The sequence below is a fragment of the Cupriavidus necator N-1 genome (genome assembly GCF_000219215.1).
GTDB classification, from domain to species: domain Bacteria; phylum Pseudomonadota; class Gammaproteobacteria; order Burkholderiales; family Burkholderiaceae; genus Cupriavidus; species Cupriavidus necator.
The window spans coordinates 1,568,137-1,585,292 of record NC_015726.1 but is presented as its reverse complement, the minus strand read 5'-3'; the positions used below and the strand labels follow the sequence as shown (position 1 = coordinate 1,585,292).

Below are 17,156 nucleotides of genomic sequence, written 5' to 3'. Positions count from 1 at the left end.
CCTGCCGCTTTCCCGCGTCCCGCAACGCCTTCCGGCGCTTGGGCGAAACAAGCATACACAAAATAGCACGGTCGTTCAATTTCAATTTTCGGACTATTCCGGCGACATGCGCGGCGCGAATGCCGCCCCTGATCGCGATGCATGGAGGGGGCACCTAACCCAGCGCCAAATCGCCATGACGTGCCTGATAGATCACTTTCAGAGTGCGACTGAGTGCCGCCTCTAAACCAGTATCGGACTTTATTTGACCGACACGGACAAATCGCGCGGGCCGACACGGTAGACTCGCGGCTTTTCGTTTTTTGCCGTCCGGGTTCCACAAGATGCGGATCGGCGGAAGGTCCAGCGACCCTGATGTCTTCCCCCTCACATTCCCACGCTCACGAGCACCAGCACCCGGTAGTCGAGCACGACCACCTCAAGCGCAAGCTCAAGGCCCGCCACCTGACCATGATTGCCATCGGCGGCGCGGTCGGCACCGGGCTGTTCGTGGCCTCGGGCGCCTCGATCGCGCAGGCCGGCCCCGGCGGCGCGCTGCTGATGTACATGCTGCTCGGCCTGATGGTCTATTGCCTGATGACCAGCCTGGGCGAGCTGGCGGTGCATATGCCAGTGGCCGGCTCCTTTGTCACCTACAGCGCGCTCTATGTCGACGAAGGCTTCGGCTTCGCGCTGGGCTGGAACTACTGGTTCAGCCTGGCGGTGACCATCGCCGTGGAACTGACCGCGGCGCAGCTGGTGATGCAGTACTGGTTCCCCGAAATGCCCGGCGTGGTCTGGAGCGCCGCGTTCCTGCTGCTGATGTTCGGGCTCAATGCGTTCTCGGTGCGCGGCTTCGGCGAGGCCGAGTACTGGTTCGCGCTGATCAAGGTGGTGACCGTGATCGTGTTCCTGGGCGTGGGCCTGTTAATGATCTTCGGCATCATGAAAGGTGGCCCGCAGTCGGGCTGGCAAAACTTCACCATGGACGACGCGCCCTTTGTCGGCGGCATCCCGGCCATGATCGGCGTGGCGATGATCGCGGGCTTCTCCTTCCAGGGCACGGAAACGGTGGGCGTGGCCGCCGGCGAAGCGGAGAACCCGGCCAGGACCATCCCGCGCGCGATCCGGCAGACCTTCTGGCGCATCCTGCTGTTCTATGTGATCGCGATCCTGATCATCGGGGTGCTGATTCCCTATACCGATCCCAGCCTACTGCGCAACGACGTCACCGACGTGGGCGTGAGCCCGTTCGCACTGGTGTTCCGCCACGCCGGCCTGGCCTTTGCCGCGGGGCTGATGAACGCGGTGGTGCTGACCGCGCTGCTCTCGGCCGGCACCTCCAGCATGTACGTGTCGACCCGGATCCTCTACGGCCTGGCCGTCAGCGGCCGCGCGCCGCGCGCGTTCGGCAAGCTGACCGTGAGCGGCGTGCCATTCAATGCGCTGCTGGCCACCACCGCCGTGGGCGCGCTGTGTTTCTTCAGTTCGCTGTTCGGGAACAAGGCGGCCTACCTGTGGCTGCTCAACACTTCGGCCATGACCGGCTTCTTTGCCTGGCTGGGCATTGCCATCAGCCATTACCGCTTCCGTCGCGGGCTGGTGCACCAGGGCTATGACGTAGGCATGCTGGCGTACCGCTCGCCGCTCTATCCCTTCGGCCCCATCTTTACCGTGATGCTGTGCGTGGTGATCGTGGCCGGGCAGAACTACCAGGCGTTTGCGGATATTCCGAACCGGTGGCCGGAGATCGTGGCGACCTATATCGGCGTGCCGGCGTTCCTCGCGCTGTGGTGGGGCTACCGGGCCGTGAAGAAGTCACGGCTGATTGATTACGACGATATGCCGTTTGACTTGCCGAAACCGCCGGTTCGCTCCCCTCTCCCGCTTGCGGGAGAGGGGCAGGGGGTGAGGGCAGGCACTGGCATACCACCGGCATGACTTCGTAGGGGCGCCCCGCCCTCACCCCCCTCTCCCGCAAGCGGGAGAGGGAGCACACAGATTGCGCAGGCCGAGGTTGCCGAACTCCGGCCGCAGTACCCCTCAGAACCTGAAGTTCGCCGTCAGCATGCCAAAGCGCCCCGCCCCCAGCGCGCCGTAGTGGTTGTGCGCCTTGGTGTAGTACGTCTTGTCGAACAGGTTCTGGATATTGAGCTGCAGCGACAGGTTCTTGTTCACCTTGTAGGCGCCCATCAGGTCAAAGCGCCAGTACGACGGCACATACAGCGAGTTGGCCGGGTTGGCATAGACCTTGTCGACATAGTACGCACCCGCGCCCAAAGTCAGCGCCGGCAGCACCTGGTAGGTGGTCCACAGGCTAAAGCTGTTCTTCGGCGTATTGGGGAACTGGTTGCCGTTGTTGGCCGCGTTGACTGCCTGCGGACCGTTGTCGATCAGCTCGCTGTTCAGGTAGGTATAGCCGCCGAACACGCCCCACTTGTCGGTCAGGCTGCCGGCGAAGCCCAGTTCGAAGCCCTTCACGCGCTGCTTGCCGGCATTGATCGTGGTGTTGGCGTCAACCGCGACCCGCGCGTTGTTCTTCTCGATCTGGAAGATCGCACCGGTCAGTGACAGACGGCGAGCCAGCAGGTCCCACTTGGTGCCAATTTCCACCGAACGTGAGGTTTCCGGCTCCAGGTTGCGCTGCGCCAGGGTAATGTTGTCCGCCCCGTCGCCATTGGTTGAGCCCGGCGGCGTCGACGAAGTACCGTACGACACATAGATGCTGCCGTACTCGACCGGCTTGTAGACCACGCCCGCCTGGTAGTTGAAGAAGTGCGACTTGTTGCGGACATCCAGCTGCGCCACGGCTGCGCCAGTGTTCGGGTTGCTGTACGCGTTGGCGAACGAGTGCGTGTCGTAGTTGTCGTAGCGGACGCCGCCGTTGACCAGCCACTGCTTGGTGATCTCCACCGTGTCGAACAGGTAGACCGACTGCGTGTTGGTGGTCGTGGTGGTGGTGACGGGCATCTTGGTGATACTGCCGCGCCACGGGTCGTTCGGGTTCGGGTTGGCCAGCGGCGCGCAGTCGAAGCTGGCCACCAGCGACGCATTGCAGATCCCCGCGGCCGCCGCGGGATTGGCCGAGACCACGTTGTATGGGGTGTTACTGGTATCGTCGCGGCTGAACTCAAAGCCGAACAGCACGGTGTGCTTGAGGCTGCCGGTGTCGAACTTGGCGCTCAGGTCGGTCTGGTTGGTCAGCGTCTCGGTCGCCGAATCGCGGCTCTTGGTATTGCGCCAGACAAAGCCGCGCGGCACGTTGCCCTTGCTGTCGTCAGGGTTGGTGACGATGTAGTTGTTGCTGGCGCGGCCCCAGCGGCTGGTGTTGCTGAACACCAGGCCGTTGCGGAAGTCATGCTTGACCGTGGCCGTGGCGATATCGGACTGCGTCTTCTGGAAATCGCGGTCGGTCAGGCCGTAGAAATTGTTGCGGTCGTCACTGGCCGGCTGCGACGGACTGGCCTTGGTCGACTGGCTGGCAGGACGGGAATACGGGATGCTGTAGTCCGGCATGCCGTTGCCCTGCAGGTGGTAGTACGACAGCGTGACCTGCGTGGGCGAATTCAGGCCAAAGGTCACGGACGGCGCGAAGCCCCAGGAGTTCTGGTCGACCTCGTTGCGGCCGGGCACGTTGGCGGTATACCCCAGCGCATTCAGGCGCACGGCAGTATTGTCGTTGAGCACGTAGTTGCCGTCAGCCGTGGCGCGGAAATAAGAGTCCGTGCCCACGCCCACCGAGCCCTGCGCGAAGTTCTCACTGGTCGGCAGCTTCGACACGATGTTGATCATGCCGCCGGCCGAGCCCTTGCCGCCAAAGGCCGAGCTCGGGCCCTTGATGACTTCGATGCTTTCGATATTGAAGGTGTCGCGTGTCTGCGAAGCGGTGTCGCGCACGCCGTCGACATAGATGCTCGACATCGAGTCAAAGCCGCGGATAAACGGACGGTCGCCGATCGGGTTGCCGCCTTCGCCGGCGCCGAAGGTGATGCCCGGCGTGGTGCGCAGCGCGTCCTGCAGCGAGTTGGAACCAGTCTGCTGTACCACCTGTGCCGGCACCACGGTGACGGACTTGGGGGTATCCAGCAGCGGCGCGGTGAACTTGGCCGACTGGGCCTCATCCACCTTGTAGCCGTCCTCCTTCGCCCCAGTCACCGTCACGCTCTGCAGCGTCACGGGCTTGGTGCCGGCACCGGCCACGGCGGCAGGCTGGCTCTCCTGCGCCGCAGCGCCCTGCATGGCAAACACTGCCATGGCGCCGGCGAGCGCCCCGGCCAGCGGATTCAGCCGGAACGTGTCCTGTTGTTGTTTCACGATCTACCTTCCCTTTGTAGTTTTCTTGACTCGATCTATTCATGGTCATGAAGACAAGTTCAGGCAGCGCGAAAGCTTTGATTCATGTCATCCATAACGGCGGGCGATTATAGATTGATACAAATCAAAACACAAACACGAATCATTCGCATTCAACTATAAAAAGTGCCGAATACAATGCATGAAACGGCAGAAATGGCTGCATATATCAATTTTTGCGTGACAATATAGCCACTTTTTGATGGTGCACGGCAGCTAGTTGACTAGTCTACTTCGCGCTACCGGGCGGGCATGGCGCGTGCGGGAGCGTCCGCCCGGCGTTGCTTTCCCGTCACCGCCAGGGCGCTGACAAGCTATTGATTCTTCTGATGTTTCAGCCCGGCTGAAGCTGTGCCGCAGGGCGCGGCTGGGCCTTGGCGCCGGGTCGATGCAGACCCGGCGCAAATCCATGGTAAGCGCCGGATCAGACCTCCAGCCACTCCTTTCTCACCTGCGAGTTGGCCTTCAGCTCTGCGGGCGTGCCTTCGAACACGATGTGCCCGTGTCCCATCACGTAGACGCGCTGGGAAATGTCCAGCGCGATCGCCAGCTTCTGCTCGATCAGCAGCACGGAAATACCCCGCTCCTTCAGCGTCTTCAGGTAGTCCCCGACCAAGGCCACGATCATCGGCGCCAGCCCTTCGGTCGGTTCGTCGATCAACACCAGGTCGGGGTCACCCATCAGCGTGCGGCACAGCGTCAGCATCTGCTGCTCGCCGCCGGAGAGCACGCCGGCCGAGGTGTTCTCGCGCTCCTTCAACCGCGGGAACATGTTGAACATGTCCTCGACGGTCCAGCGCGGCTTGGCCTGCCGTGGGTTGCGCTTCTCCCCCAGCAGCAAATTCTGCCGCACCGTCAGGGTCGGAAAGATGTCGCGGTTCTCCGGCACATAGCCAATCCCGAGGTGCGCGATTTCGAAGGTACGCCGCCCCAGGATCTCTTCGTCGCGAAACCGCACCGAGCCCTCGGCCTTGACCATGCCGAGGATGGCCTTGGCCATGGTCGAGCGCCCCACCCCGTTGCGGCCCAGCAGCGCGACGATCTCGCCTTCGTCGATATGCGCGTCCACGCCGTGGAGAATATGGCTCTTGCCGTAGTAGGCGTGCAGGCCCTGGACGTTCAGCATGCGCTTGCCCATCAGTGCGCTCCTTCGGTGGCTTCCTCGTCGAGGGTGGTGCCCAGGTAGGCTTCCTTGACCTTGCGGTTATTGCGGATGGCTTGCGGGGTATCCGTGGCGATCACTTCGCCGTAGACCAGCACGGAGATGCGGTCGGCCAGGCCGAACACCACGCTCATGTCGTGCTCCACCATCACCAGCGTCTTGCCGACGGTAACCTTGCGGATCAGTTCGACCGCGTGATCGGACTCGGAGCGACTCATGCCCGCGGTGGGCTCGTCCAGCAGGATCACCTCGGCACCGCCGGCGATGGTGATGCCGATCTCCAGCGCACGCTGCTCGGCATAGGTCAGCAGGCCCGCCTGGCTGTCGCGGCGGTGCTGCATGCCAATCAGCTCCAGCACCTCCTCCGCGCGCTCGCGCGTGTCGCGCAGGCCCTTGAGCCGGTGCCAGAACGAATACTTGTAGCCGAGCGACCACAGCACCGCGCAGCGCAGGTTCTCGAACACCGACAGCCGATGGAAGATGTTGGTGATCTGGAAGCTGCGCGACAGCCCCATGCGGTTGATCACGAAGGGCTGCAGCCCGCCGATCTCCGCGCCGTTCAGGCGCACCGTGCCGCTGGTCGGCGCAAAGCGCCCCGAGATCAGGTTGAAGGTGGTCGACTTGCCCGCCCCGTTCGGCCCGATCAGCGCATGGCGCTCACCCTTCGGGATGCTCAGGTTCACGCCGCGGATGATCTCCGTCTGGCCGAACTTCTTGCGTACATCGGTCAGTTCCAGTGCCGCTGTCATGCCCTGCCTCCTGCGATTTCCATCTGTACCTTGTCCCACGCACCGCGCACCCGCGCCGCCGCCAGGCGCCACGCGAACAGGCCAGCCGCCCACAGCACCGCCGCCACCAGCCATGGCGTCCAGGTTGCGGCATCGAAGCCGACGCCGAACAGCGACATCGCGGTGCCGTTGGCGCTATCGACCTGAACCTTGTAGACCAGCTCGACCGTCAGGATCATGGCCAGCAGCAGCACCACGCCGGCGCCGCCGGCACGCGCGTAGGACGGCAGCATGGGGCCCAGCTTGCCCTTGCCCAGCAGCGGCATCTGCATCAGCAGCAGGCTGGCCAGCCCGCCCGGCACGAACATCACCATCAACACGAAGAACAGGCCCAGGTACAGCAGCCAGGCCTTGGTCAGGTCCGACAGCGCCACCGCGAACAGCACGAACACCACCGCGCCGATGATGGGCCCGAAGAACACGCCCGCGCCGCCGATGAACACCGCCAGCAGCACGCCGCCGGAGCGCACCGCGCTGACATTCTCGGCCGAGACGATCTCGAAGTTGATGGCGCCCAGGGCCCCCGCGATACCCGCGAAGAATGCCGACAGGATCAGCACCAGGTAGCGCACGCGCTGGGTGTTGTAGCCAATGAACTCGACCCGCTCGGGGTTGTCGCGCACGGCGTTGGCGATGCGGCCCAGCGGCGTCTGCGTCCAGGCGTACATCGCCACCATCGACAGCAGGCACCACGCCGCGATCAGGTAGTACACCTGGCGCCCCGGCCCGAAGGTGATGCCCAGGAACGGGTCACCGACCACGCGGTTGGTGGAGATGCCGCCCTCGCCGCCGAAGAACTCCGGGAACATCAGCGAGCTGGCGAACACCATCTCGCCAATGCCCATAGTGATCATGGCAAAGGTGGTGCCGGATTTCTTGGTGGTGACGTAGCCGAAGATCACGCCGAAGAAGGCGCCCGCCAGGCCGCCCACCAGCGGCAGCATCGACACCGGCAGCCAGACCTTGCCCGCCCCGACCATATTCAGCACATGCACGGCGATAAACGCGCCCAGGCCGGAGTAGACCGCGTGGCCGAACGACAGCATGCCGGTCTGCCCGAGCAGCATGTTGTACGACAGCGCGAAAATGATCATGATGCCCATCTGCGACATCAGCGTGATGGCGAAGCCCCCGGTGAAGATCAGCGGCAGCACCAGCATGGCCAGCACGGTCAGGCTCCAGATGATCCAGCGCGCCAGATTCAGCGGGCTGTAGCGCAGGGTGCGGCCGGTCACCACCGGCTCGCGGGGTTGTTGCATCGCTTGCTCCATGGTGTCAGCTCTCCCGGGTTCCCATCAGTCCACGCGGGCGGAAGATCAGCATCACCACCAGCAACAGGTACGGCAGCACCGGCGCCACCTGGGCCACCGTGAGCTTCCACAAGGAATAGAACGGCGTGGCCTCGCTGACGGCCAGCCCCAGGCTGGTCATCAGGCCCGCCAGCGAGGCGTCGATGGTGACCGCGAAGGTCTGCAGCACGCCGATCAGGATCGACGCAATGAAGGCGCCCACCAGCGATCCCATGCCGCCCACCACCGCCACCACGAACACGATCGACCCGACCGCCGCGGCCATCGACGGCTCGGTGACAAAGGCATTGCCCCCGATCACCCCCGCCAGCCCGGCCAGCGCGGCGCCGCCGCCAAACACCATCATGAACACGCGCGGCACGTTGTGGCCCAGCGCCTCGACCATCTCCGGGTGCGTCAGCGCGGCCTGGATCACCAGCCCGATGCGGGTACGCGTCAGCACCAGGTAGATCGCCACCAGCATGCCCAGCGACACCAGCATCATGAAGGCGCGGTACTTGGGGAAGGACGAGGTGAACACCGTGAACAGCGGCCCGTCCAGCTCCGCGGGAATCCGGTACGGCACCGCCGCCAGGCCCCACACCAGCTTGACGCCCTCTTCCATCAGGTAGGCCAGGCCGAAGGTGAACAGCAGCTCGGCCACGTGGCCGTACTTGTGCACCGTGCGCAGGCCGAAGCGCTCCACCAGCGCGCCCGCGCCCGCCACCAGCAGCGGCGCGAAGATCAGCGCCGGCCAGAACCCGACCTTGCTGGCGATGGTGTAGGCAAAGTAGGCGCCCAGCATGTAGAAGCTGGCGTGGGCGAAATTAAGCACGCCCATCATGCTGAAGATCAGCGTAAGGCCCGATGACAGCATGAACAGCAGCAGCCCGTAGCTGATGCCATTCAGCAGTGAGATGACGAAGAATTCCACAGCGTGTCCTTCAAGCTGGCGCCGCCATGCGTGGGCATGCCGGCATCCGTCCGGTTGGATTGAGGGTGAGCGTCCCCCTCCGGGGGCGGATGCCCGCCCCGGACGCTCCCCGGTATCGACCGAAAAAGACCGAAAGTATGCAGGATCGGGCGGCCACTTTGTCAGCGTGGCCGGCCCGTCACGAACAGGATCAGCCCGGCCGCTTCATCTGGCAGGAAGTCGGCTGGGCCGACACGTACTGGTCCATCAGCGCGTTGGTCTTCCAGCCGTAGCCGGTGTTTTCCTGGTCGTACTTAATTTCCTTGCCATCCACCTTGGTCCAGGTGGCGACCACCAGCGACTGCTGCGCCTGGTGATCCGAGTTGCGCATCTCGACCGTGCCGTTCATGCTGTCGACCTTGATCCCCTCGAGCGCCTTGGCAACCTTGATCGGATCGGTCGAGCCGGTGTCCTTGAAGGCCTTGGCCAGCATGGCAATGCCGGTGTAGGAGGCCATCACGTAGAAGTCATCGTTGTACTTCTTCTTGAAGCCCTCGATGACATCCGCTCCCTTGAACCCCTTGTTGTTGGGGTTGTAGTAGCCGACATACTTGACGTGCTCGGCGCCGGTGGCGCCCATCGCCGTGGGCACGCCGGTGGTGCCGGCGTAGTAGGTGTAGTAATTGGTGGTCAGGCCGGCATCCTTGCCCGCCTTGATCAGCAGCGCCAGGTCGCTGCCCCAGTTGCCGGTGATCACGGTATCGGCGCCAGAGGCCTTGATCTTGGCCGCGTACGGGGCAAAGTCCTTGACCTGCGCCAGCGGGTGCAGGTCTTCACCGACGATCTGGATGTCCGGGCGCTTGCGCTTCAGGTAGTCCTTGGCCGCGCGCGCCACCTGGTGGCCGAACGAGTAGTTCTGGTTGATCAGGTAGACCTTCTTGACGTTCGGGTCCTTGGCCAGGAAGGTGGTCAGCGCCTCCATCTTCATGTCCGAGTTGGCGTCGAGCCGGAAATGCCAGTAGTTGCATTTGGCATTGGTCATGTCCGGGTCCACCGCGGCGTAGTTCAGGTAGACGATCTCCTTGCCGGGGTTGCGCTCGTTGTGCTTGGCCACCGCGTCCTGCAGCGCCAGCCCGACCGACGAGCCGTTGCCCTGCACGATATAGCGGATGTTCTGGTCGACCGCCTGCTTGAGGATGGTCAGGCTTTCCTGCGGCGACAGCTTGTTGTCGAAACCCACCACCTCAAACTTGTGCGCGCCGGCCCAGTTCTTCTGGTTGGCGATGTCGGCGACATACTGCCAGCTCTTGAGCTGGTTCTGCCCAACGGGAGCCATCAGCCCCGATAGCGGGTCAATGAAGGCGATCTTCACCGTATCCGCGAGTGCGGTACCTGAAACCAGCGCAGAACCCAGTGCGGCAAACACGGCCACACCGGCCACCAGCGGACGCATTTTGGTCATACCTGTCTCCTTCACTCTTGTCGTTGGCTTGTCGTCGTATTTGGCTGGCTGCGCGGCGTCCTCCATGCCACGCCCTGCAGCCGGCCCCGGACACGCCATGCCGCAAGCAGGCAAGGCGCACCGGAAAGCGCGTGCCGGCGTCAGGCGGTCGGCAGCTTGTAGTCCTTGAACTGCTCGCGCAGCTTGAGCTTCTGCATCTTGCCGGTGGCGGTCAGCGGGATCTCGGTGACAAAGGCCACGTCGTCCGGGATCCACCACTTGGCGACCTTGCCCTCGAAGAACTGCAGCAATTCTTCGCGGGTGACTTCGGCGCCGGGCTTCTTCACCACAACCAGCAGCGGGCGTTCATCCCACTTGGGGTGGTAGGCTGAGATGCAGGCCGCCATATGCACCGCGGGGTGCGCGGCGGCGACGTTCTCGATATCAATCGACGAGATCCATTCGCCGCCGGACTTGATCACGTCCTTGCTGCGGTCGGTGATCTGCATGAAGCCATCGGCGTCGATGGTGGCGACGTCGCCAGTCGGGAACCAGCCGTCGGCCAGCGGATTGGCATCGTTGCGGAAGTAGCGGTCGATGATCCACGGCCCGCGCACCATCAGGTCGCCGAAGGCCTTGCCGTCCCACGGCAGCTCGTTGCCGTCGCCATCGACAATCTTCATGTCGACGCCGAAGATCACGCGGCCCTGCTTTTCCTGGATCTTGTGGCGGTCGGCGTCGGACAGGTCCTGGTGCTTGGCCAGCAGCTTGCACGACGTGCCCAGCGGCGACATCTCGGTCATGCCCCAAGCGTGGATCACTTCCACATCCAGCGCCTCGAGCGCGCGGATCATCGCCGGCGGCGCGGCCGAGCCGCCGATCACGGTGCGGCGGAAGGTGGAAAACTTGAGCTTGTTCGACTGCACGTGCTGGAGCAGGCCGAGCCACACCGTCGGCACGCCGGCGGAGAAGGTCACCTTCTCCTGCTCGAACAGTTCATAGATCGAGGCCCCGTCCAGCTTGGCACCCGGCAGCACCAGCTTGGCGCCGACCAGCGGCACCGAGTACGGCAGGCCCCAGGCATTGACGTGGAACATCGGCACCACGGGCAGGATCACGTCGCTGGCGGAGCAGCCCAGCGCGTCGGGCAGTGCCGACGCATACGAGTGCAGCACCGTCGAGCGGTGCGAATACAGCGCGCCCTTGGGATTGCCGGTGGTGCCCGACGTATAGCACAGGCTCGACGCCTGGTTCTCGTCGAACTGCGGCCATTCGTAGTTGCCGTCCTGCGCGTCGATCAGCTCCTCGTAGCACAGCAGCGGCACCTTGGATTCGGCCGGCATATGCGCGCGGTCGGTCATCGCCACCCACCCCTTGACGTTGGGGCAATGCGGCGCAACGCCTTCCACCAGTGGCAGGAAGGTCAGGTCGAAGAAGACATAGCCGTCTTCCGCGTGGTTGACGATATAGGCAATCTGCTCGGGGAACAGGCGCGGGTTGATGGTATGGCAGACGGCGCCCATGCCGGACACGCCGTAGTAGATCTCCAGGTGGCGGTAGCCGTTCCAGGCCAGCGTGCCGACGCGCTCGCCCTGCTTCACGCCCAGTGCGCCCAGCGCCTGCGCAAGCTTGCGGGCGCGCAGTTCGCAATCGCGGTACGTATAGCGATGCAGGTCGCCCTCCGTGCGCCGCGAGACGATCTCGGTGCTGCCGTAGTAACGCGCGGCGTGTTTGATGATGGAGGAAATGAGCAGCGGCGCGCTCATCATTTGACCCATCAATGCCATGAACCTGCCTCCTGAATGTCTTGTGTAATTCGCCTGAAAACGAACAACCGTACTATTTTTTGGCGGTCGTTTCCATGCACCAAATCGGCATCCGGCCGATCTCGTTGTGCACTGCCGTACTGTCGTTGCGTATTGCCGTCGGGGTTGCCGTCGGTATTGCCATCGAATTCGGGGCCGCAATTCTGCGAAAAGCCCATGCACCGGATTCATGTGCGCACTGAAGGAGGAAAATAACCGTGCGGTGCATGGCGGCATTCACTCGGTCGAGCGGTCGAGTGCCGTTGAGGACGTACAATACTGCGTGGCATGTTGCACCTCAACATGTCGTTTTCCCTAGCCACCATCGCATTTTCGTGCGCCCGGCATGCCGCGCTGCACCGCCTTTTACGCGGTTCGCCGCACATCGACGAACGCACGGAATTCGCACCGCCCCTTGCGCCCCGAGGCGCCCCTACGCGATGCCAGACACGCCCCAGTCACAAGCTCCGCAGCCCTCCGACACAGCCACGCCGGCCACGCTGTCCGTGCCCTTTCGCACCGCGCCCGGCTTCGCCGAACTCGGCATGCAGTTCTTTACGCGCCTGCGTCCCACGCCGCTGCCGTCACCCTACCTGGTGGGGGTGGCGCCGGCCGCGGCGGCGCTGCTCGGCTGGGACGCCAACATCGGCAGCCGCGAGGACTTTATCGAGACCTTTGTCGGCAACCAGGTGCCGGACTGGGCCGACCCGCTCGCCAGCGTATATTCCGGGCACCAGTTCGGGGTGTGGGCCGGCCAGCTCGGCGATGGCCGTGCCATCCGCCTGGCGCAGGCCGAGACCGCCACCGGCCCGTGGGAAGTCCAGCTCAAGGGCGCGGGCCTGACGCCCTACTCGCGCATGGCCGATGGCCGCGCGGTGCTGCGCTCGTCGATCCGTGAGTACCTCTGCTCCGAAGCCATGGCCGCACTGGGCGTGCCGACCACTCGCGCACTGTCGATCATGGGCTCGGACGCGCCGGTGCGCCGCGAGACCATCGAGACCGCCGCGGTGGTGACCAGGCTGTCGCCGACCTTTATCCGCTTCGGGCACTTCGAACATTTCGCCGCGCACGACGACGTGGCCGCGCTGCGCAAGCTGGCGGATTTCGTCATCGACAACTTCATGCCCGCGTGCCGCGACGACACCCAGCCCTACCAGGCGCTGCTGCGCGAGGTCTCGCTGCGCACCGCCGACCTGATCGCGCACTGGCAGGCGGTGGGCTTCTGCCATGGCGTGATGAATACCGACAATATGTCGATCCTGGGCCTGACCATCGACTACGGCCCGTTCGGCTTCCTCGATGCATTCGACGCCAACCATATCTGCAACCACTCCGACACGCAGGGCCGCTACGCCTACAGCCAGCAGCCGCAGGTGGCGTTCTGGAACCTGCACTGCCTGGCCCAGGCGCTGCTGCCGCTGTGGCTGGCACCGGAGGATGCCGACAAGGAAGGCGCGCGCGACGCCGCCGTGGAAGCCGCGCGCGCGGCGCTGGACCCGTTCCGCGAGCGCTATGCCGCGGCGTTCTTCCGCCACTACCGCGCCAAGCTGGGCCTGCGCCCGCCTGCCGGCGGCGACGACAAGAGCGATGAGCCACTGCTGACCAGCCTGTTCCAGCTGTTGCACGGCCAGCGCGTGGACTACACGCTGTTCTGGCGCAAGCTGTGCGGCATTTCATCCACCGATGCCGCGCGCGACGCGCCGGTGCGCGACCTGTTCCTGGATCGTGCCGCCTTTGACACGTGGGTGGCCGACTATCGCGTGCGCCTGCGCGCCGAGCAGTCGCACGATGCCGCGCGCGAACTGGAAATGCTGGCGGTCAACCCCAAATACGTGCTGCGCAACCACCTGGCCGAAACCGCGATCCGGCACGCCGGCGAGAAGGACTTCACCGAAGTGGACCGGCTGCTGGCAGTGCTATCGCGCCCCTTCGACGAACAGCCGGAGGCAGAACACTACGCGGCGCTGCCGCCGGACTGGGCGTCCGGCCTGGAGGTCAGTTGCTCGTCGTGACGCCATGTGATCCGCGCCCGGTACGCCGGCGCCAGCCGGTGTAAGGTTCGCGCAGTTCGCACGACCAATGCCTTAACTGAGGAACCCATCCGAGGAAGCCCTGCGAGGACAAACCATGACCACCACCAAGACCGACGCCGAGTGGCGTGAACAACTCTCCGACATCGAATACCGCGTGACCCGCGAGGCCGCCACCGAGCGCCCGTTCACCGGCCGCTACTGGGACCACTGGGACAACGGCATCTACCACTGCGTGGGCTGCGGCACGCCGCTGTTCGAATCCGCCACCAAGTTCGATGCCGGCTGCGGCTGGCCCAGCTATTTCCGCGCCATCAACGGCGAGGTGATTGCCGAGCACGTCGACCACAGCCACGGCATGACGCGGGTAGAGGTACGCTGCAAGGAATGCGGCAGCCATCTGGGCCATGTCTTCGAAGATGGCCCCGCCCCGACCGGTCTGCGCTATTGCATCAACTCGGCTGCGCTAAAATTCGATGATCGCGACCCGGCACAGCGTGCGGCGGATGATGCCCACGCCGCCGGCAGCGGCGACAAACCCCGGCGCGACCCGCAGCGCTGAACGCTCCGGCAAGCACGCCGGACACAACCTGGTACCGCATGAAATTCCTGTTCGACCTGTTCCCGGTCATCCTGTTTTTTGCCGCCTTCAAGCTGGCTGACATCTACACCGCCACCGCCGTGGCCATTGGCGCCACGGTGCTGCAGATCGGCTGGGTCTGGTTCCGCCACCGCAAGGTCGAGCCGATGCAGTGGGTCAGCCTGCTGATCATCGCGGTGTTCGGCGGCGCCACGCTGGTGCTGCACAACGAGACCTTCATCAAGTGGAAGCCGACCGTGCTCTACTGGATGTTCGCGGTGGCGCTGCTGGGCTCGGTGATCGGCTGGCGCAAGAACCTGATCCGCGCCATGATGGAAAAACAGGTGACCCTGCCCGACCCGGTGTGGGCGCGGCTGAACGCCGCCTGGGCCGGCTTCTTTGCCGCCATGGGCGTGCTGAACCTGTACGTGGCCTACCAGTTCTCGACCGAGACCTGGGTCAACTTCAAGCTGTTCGGCAGCATGGGGATGATGCTGGTGTTCATCGTCGCCCAGAGTGTCTGGCTGTCGCGCCACATGCCCGAGAACAGCCAGGACTGACGGCCCCGCCCCCGCACCCCCAAACCGAAGGAAACCATTGATGGCAGCCGATCCCGCTACTATCGAGGCGATGCTGCGCGAAGCGCTCGCCCCCAGCCACCTGGCCGTGCGCGACGACAGCGCGCTGCACGCCGGACATGCCGGCGCCGCATCCGGCGGCGGACATTACCACGTGACAATCGTCAGCGAGCGCTTTACGGGTCACAGCCGGGTTGCACGACACCGCATGGTGTATGATGCGCTGCGCGGTCTGTTCCCCGCGCAGATCCACGCACTTGCCGTGACTGCGTTCACCGACCAAGAGTACCAATCCCGCGCATCATCACACTATTCTTCCAGCAACTCTCAGACCTGATTCCATGAAGACCACCGTCCTCTCGTTCAGCCTGGCGGCTGTGCTTGCTGCCGGCAGCCTGCCGGCCATCGCCCAGAATGCCGCCGTCGTGAATGGCAAGGCCATTTCATCGGCAAAGCTGGACAAGTTGATCGCCGGCACCGGCCAGCCCGACAACCCGGAGCTGCGCTCGCGCGCACGCAACATGCTGATCGACCGCGAACTGCTCTCGCAGGAAGCCAACAAGCGCGGCCTGACCCAGCGCGACGACGTGCAGGAACAACTGGAACAGGCCCGCCTGAACGTGCTGGCCGGCGCAGTGTTCGAAGACTACGTGAAGACCCACGGCGCCAGCGACGCCGAGTTGCGCAAGCAGTACGACAAGATCAAGTCGCAGTTTGGCAACGGCAAGGAATACCACGCCCGCCATATCCTGGTGGAAAAGGAAGCCGACGCCAAGGCGATCATCACCAAGATCAAGGGCGGCGCCAAGTTTGAGGACATGGCCAAGGCCTCGTCCAAGGACCCGGGCTCCGCGGCCAACGGCGGCGACCTGGACTGGGCCAACAGCAGCAGCTACGTGCCTGAGTTCTCGGCAGCCATGACCGGCCTGAAGAAGGGCCAGCTGACCGATACGCCGGTCAAGACCCAGTTCGGCTGGCATATCATCGAACTGGTCGACGTGCGCGACGCCAAGATCCCGTCGTTCGAAGAGGTCAAGCCGCAGTTGACGCAGATGCTGATGGGGGACCAGAACTGGCAGCGCGAGCAGTTCCAGGCCATGATGAAGTCACTCAAGGACAAGGCCAAGATCCAGTAAGGCACGGTCCGGTCGCCCCCCGCCGGTCCTGCAAGATTCAAGGATGCAGCGCGTGGAGTCGACTGGCCGTTACTGGCAACTCTGGCATCTCTCGTCCCGGGGCATGTGCTATTGCGCACTTGCCTGGGCGACCCTGGACGGCGCCGCCCCCGGCTGGCGCCAGCTCCACCCCTACCTGCCCCTGCGTGACCGTTACGCGCCCGAGAAGATCCTGCACGCCGTGGTGGCGTACAGGGAGGCTCGCGGCGAGATCAGGCCGCCTCCGGGTTTTGAATCGGGGCGCATGCTGACCTACGCCTATGCGTCATGGAGTTCACGCCTGCTCCCTCCGCTTGCCGGCTGAACCTTGCCTTCACTGGCGCAGGTCGTAGCGCCACCCCGTTTCATCGAGCTGCCTGATACTGTCGGTAACCAGTCCGACCAGCGCGTCCAGCATCTTGCTGCCCTTTTCCGCGCTGGCCCAGGTCGGGTCACCGGTGGCGCCGGTCGCCGAAACCTTGGCGATATCCCACATGATCTGTACGCGCTCGCCGATGCGGATGCTGTCTACCGGCATCTGCCGCATGGCCTTGCCCAGGTCGCACAGGTACGGAAACACCGCCATGGTGATCGAGGTTTCACCTTCGCCGCCGTGGCCCAATCCATTCCACTCGGCGAAGAAGCCGTCGCCAAGCCGGCTGCCGATCACCGACCACCAGGCAGGCAGGAAGGCGAACACCACCTTCGGGTAGCGCTGCTTAACCTTGCGCTGGGCGATCTCGAGCGGCGCAATATTGCCGTCGTGCCCGTTCAGCACAAAGATGTACCGGATATCGTAGGCAATCAGGCTCTCGAAGATATCCTCGGCAAGCGCCGTCACCGTCTTGAAGCGCAGCGAGACCGCCATCGGGTGGCGTTGTAGTGCATCGAGGTGCCGAACGGCACGCCGGGGACCACAATGGTCCGTTCAAGCCGTTGCGCCGCCAGCCGTGCCACTTCGGCGGGAACGAACAGGTTCGGCCCGAGCGGCAGGTGCCCGCCGTGACTTTCGCAACTGCCAAAAACGGTGATGTCGCTGTCTATACCGCCAGCGGCAAACATGGCCTCCAGTTCGGCCGTGGAG

Annotated in this window: 14 protein-coding genes and 1 pseudogene; 7 read left to right on the top strand and 8 right to left on the bottom strand. The window is 64.3% G+C overall.

All coding sequences use genetic code 11. The features are described from left to right. Positions 1–354: 354 nt before the first annotated feature. Complete coding sequence (locus CNE_RS07570; RefSeq protein ID WP_013956534.1) at positions 355–1,920, top strand: amino acid permease; 1,566 nt, start codon at positions 355–357, stop codon at positions 1,918–1,920. Positions 1,921–2,022: 102 nt separating this feature from the next. Here CNE_RS07570 and CNE_RS07565 read toward each other — a convergent pair whose 3' ends face one another. From CNE_RS07565 to CNE_RS07535, 7 genes are all read right to left on the bottom strand, one after another. Continuing rightward, the gene (locus tag CNE_RS07565) at positions 2,023–4,293 is read right to left on the bottom strand and encodes a TonB-dependent receptor (protein WP_013956533.1); all 2,271 of its coding nucleotides are present in this window, start codon (positions 4,291–4,293) and stop codon (positions 2,023–2,025) included. A 463-nt stretch (positions 4,294–4,756) separates the two neighbouring features. Then, entirely contained in the window at positions 4,757–5,470 is a 714-nt protein-coding gene (locus CNE_RS07560) for an ABC transporter ATP-binding protein (RefSeq protein WP_013956532.1), read from the bottom strand. Further along, positions 5,470–6,243 carry an ABC transporter ATP-binding protein gene (locus CNE_RS07555; RefSeq protein WP_013956531.1) on the bottom strand — a complete coding sequence of 258 codons (774 nt, stop codon included), beginning with the start codon at positions 6,241–6,243 and terminating at the stop codon, positions 5,470–5,472. The genes CNE_RS07560 and CNE_RS07555 overlap by 1 nt, the downstream gene beginning before the upstream one ends. Then, on the bottom strand, positions 6,240–7,553 hold the full coding sequence (locus CNE_RS07550; protein WP_013956530.1) for a branched-chain amino acid ABC transporter permease: 1,314 nt from the start codon (positions 7,551–7,553) through the stop codon (positions 6,240–6,242). The genes CNE_RS07555 and CNE_RS07550 overlap by 4 nt, the downstream gene beginning before the upstream one ends. A gap of 4 nt (positions 7,554–7,557) precedes the next feature. Beyond that, on the bottom strand, positions 7,558–8,505 hold the full coding sequence (locus tag CNE_RS07545; protein ID WP_010810051.1) for a branched-chain amino acid ABC transporter permease: 948 nt from the start codon (positions 8,503–8,505) through the stop codon (positions 7,558–7,560). A 190-nt stretch (positions 8,506–8,695) separates the two neighbouring features. After that, positions 8,696–9,946, bottom strand: a complete 1,251-nt coding sequence (locus tag CNE_RS07540) for a branched-chain amino acid ABC transporter substrate-binding protein (protein ID WP_013956529.1) — start codon at positions 9,944–9,946, stop codon at positions 8,696–8,698. A gap of 140 nt (positions 9,947–10,086) precedes the next feature. Next, a complete protein-coding gene (locus CNE_RS07535; RefSeq protein WP_013956528.1) occupies positions 10,087–11,712 on the bottom strand; it encodes a 3-(methylthio)propionyl-CoA ligase in 1,626 nt (541 codons plus the stop codon). Positions 11,713–12,170: 458 nt separating this feature from the next. Here CNE_RS07535 and CNE_RS07530 point away from each other — a divergent pair, with 458 nt between their 5' ends. The 6 genes from CNE_RS07530 to CNE_RS07505 all read left to right on the top strand — a co-directional run bounded on the left by CNE_RS07530 (position 12,171) and on the right by CNE_RS07505 (position 16,397). Continuing rightward, positions 12,171–13,742, top strand: a complete 1,572-nt coding sequence (locus tag CNE_RS07530) for a protein adenylyltransferase SelO (protein ID WP_013956526.1) — start codon at positions 12,171–12,173, stop codon at positions 13,740–13,742. A 115-nt stretch (positions 13,743–13,857) separates the two neighbouring features. Beyond that, the gene (gene msrB, locus CNE_RS07525; RefSeq protein WP_013956525.1) at positions 13,858–14,322 is read left to right on the top strand and encodes a peptide-methionine (R)-S-oxide reductase MsrB; all 465 of its coding nucleotides are present in this window, start codon (positions 13,858–13,860) and stop codon (positions 14,320–14,322) included. Between the two features lie 38 nt (positions 14,323–14,360). Then, positions 14,361–14,900 (top strand): septation protein A, encoded by a 540-nt coding sequence (locus CNE_RS07520; protein WP_013956524.1) that lies wholly within the window; start codon positions 14,361–14,363, stop codon positions 14,898–14,900. Positions 14,901–14,940: 40 nt separating this feature from the next. Continuing rightward, positions 14,941–15,255 carry a BolA family protein gene (locus CNE_RS07515; RefSeq protein ID WP_013956523.1) on the top strand — a complete coding sequence of 105 codons (315 nt, stop codon included), beginning with the start codon at positions 14,941–14,943 and terminating at the stop codon, positions 15,253–15,255. Between the two features lie 4 nt (positions 15,256–15,259). Continuing rightward, positions 15,260–16,054 carry a peptidylprolyl isomerase gene (locus tag CNE_RS07510; RefSeq protein ID WP_013956522.1) on the top strand — a complete coding sequence of 265 codons (795 nt, stop codon included), beginning with the start codon at positions 15,260–15,262 and terminating at the stop codon, positions 16,052–16,054. 43 nt (positions 16,055–16,097) lie between these two features. Beyond that, the gene (locus CNE_RS07505) at positions 16,098–16,397 is read left to right on the top strand and encodes a hypothetical protein (protein ID WP_013956521.1); all 300 of its coding nucleotides are present in this window, start codon (positions 16,098–16,100) and stop codon (positions 16,395–16,397) included. 9 nt (positions 16,398–16,406) lie between these two features. Here CNE_RS07505 and CNE_RS07500 read toward each other — a convergent pair. Then, a pseudogene (locus CNE_RS07500) lies at positions 16,407–17,134 on the bottom strand (creatininase family protein). Positions 17,135–17,156: the final 22 nt, after the last annotated feature.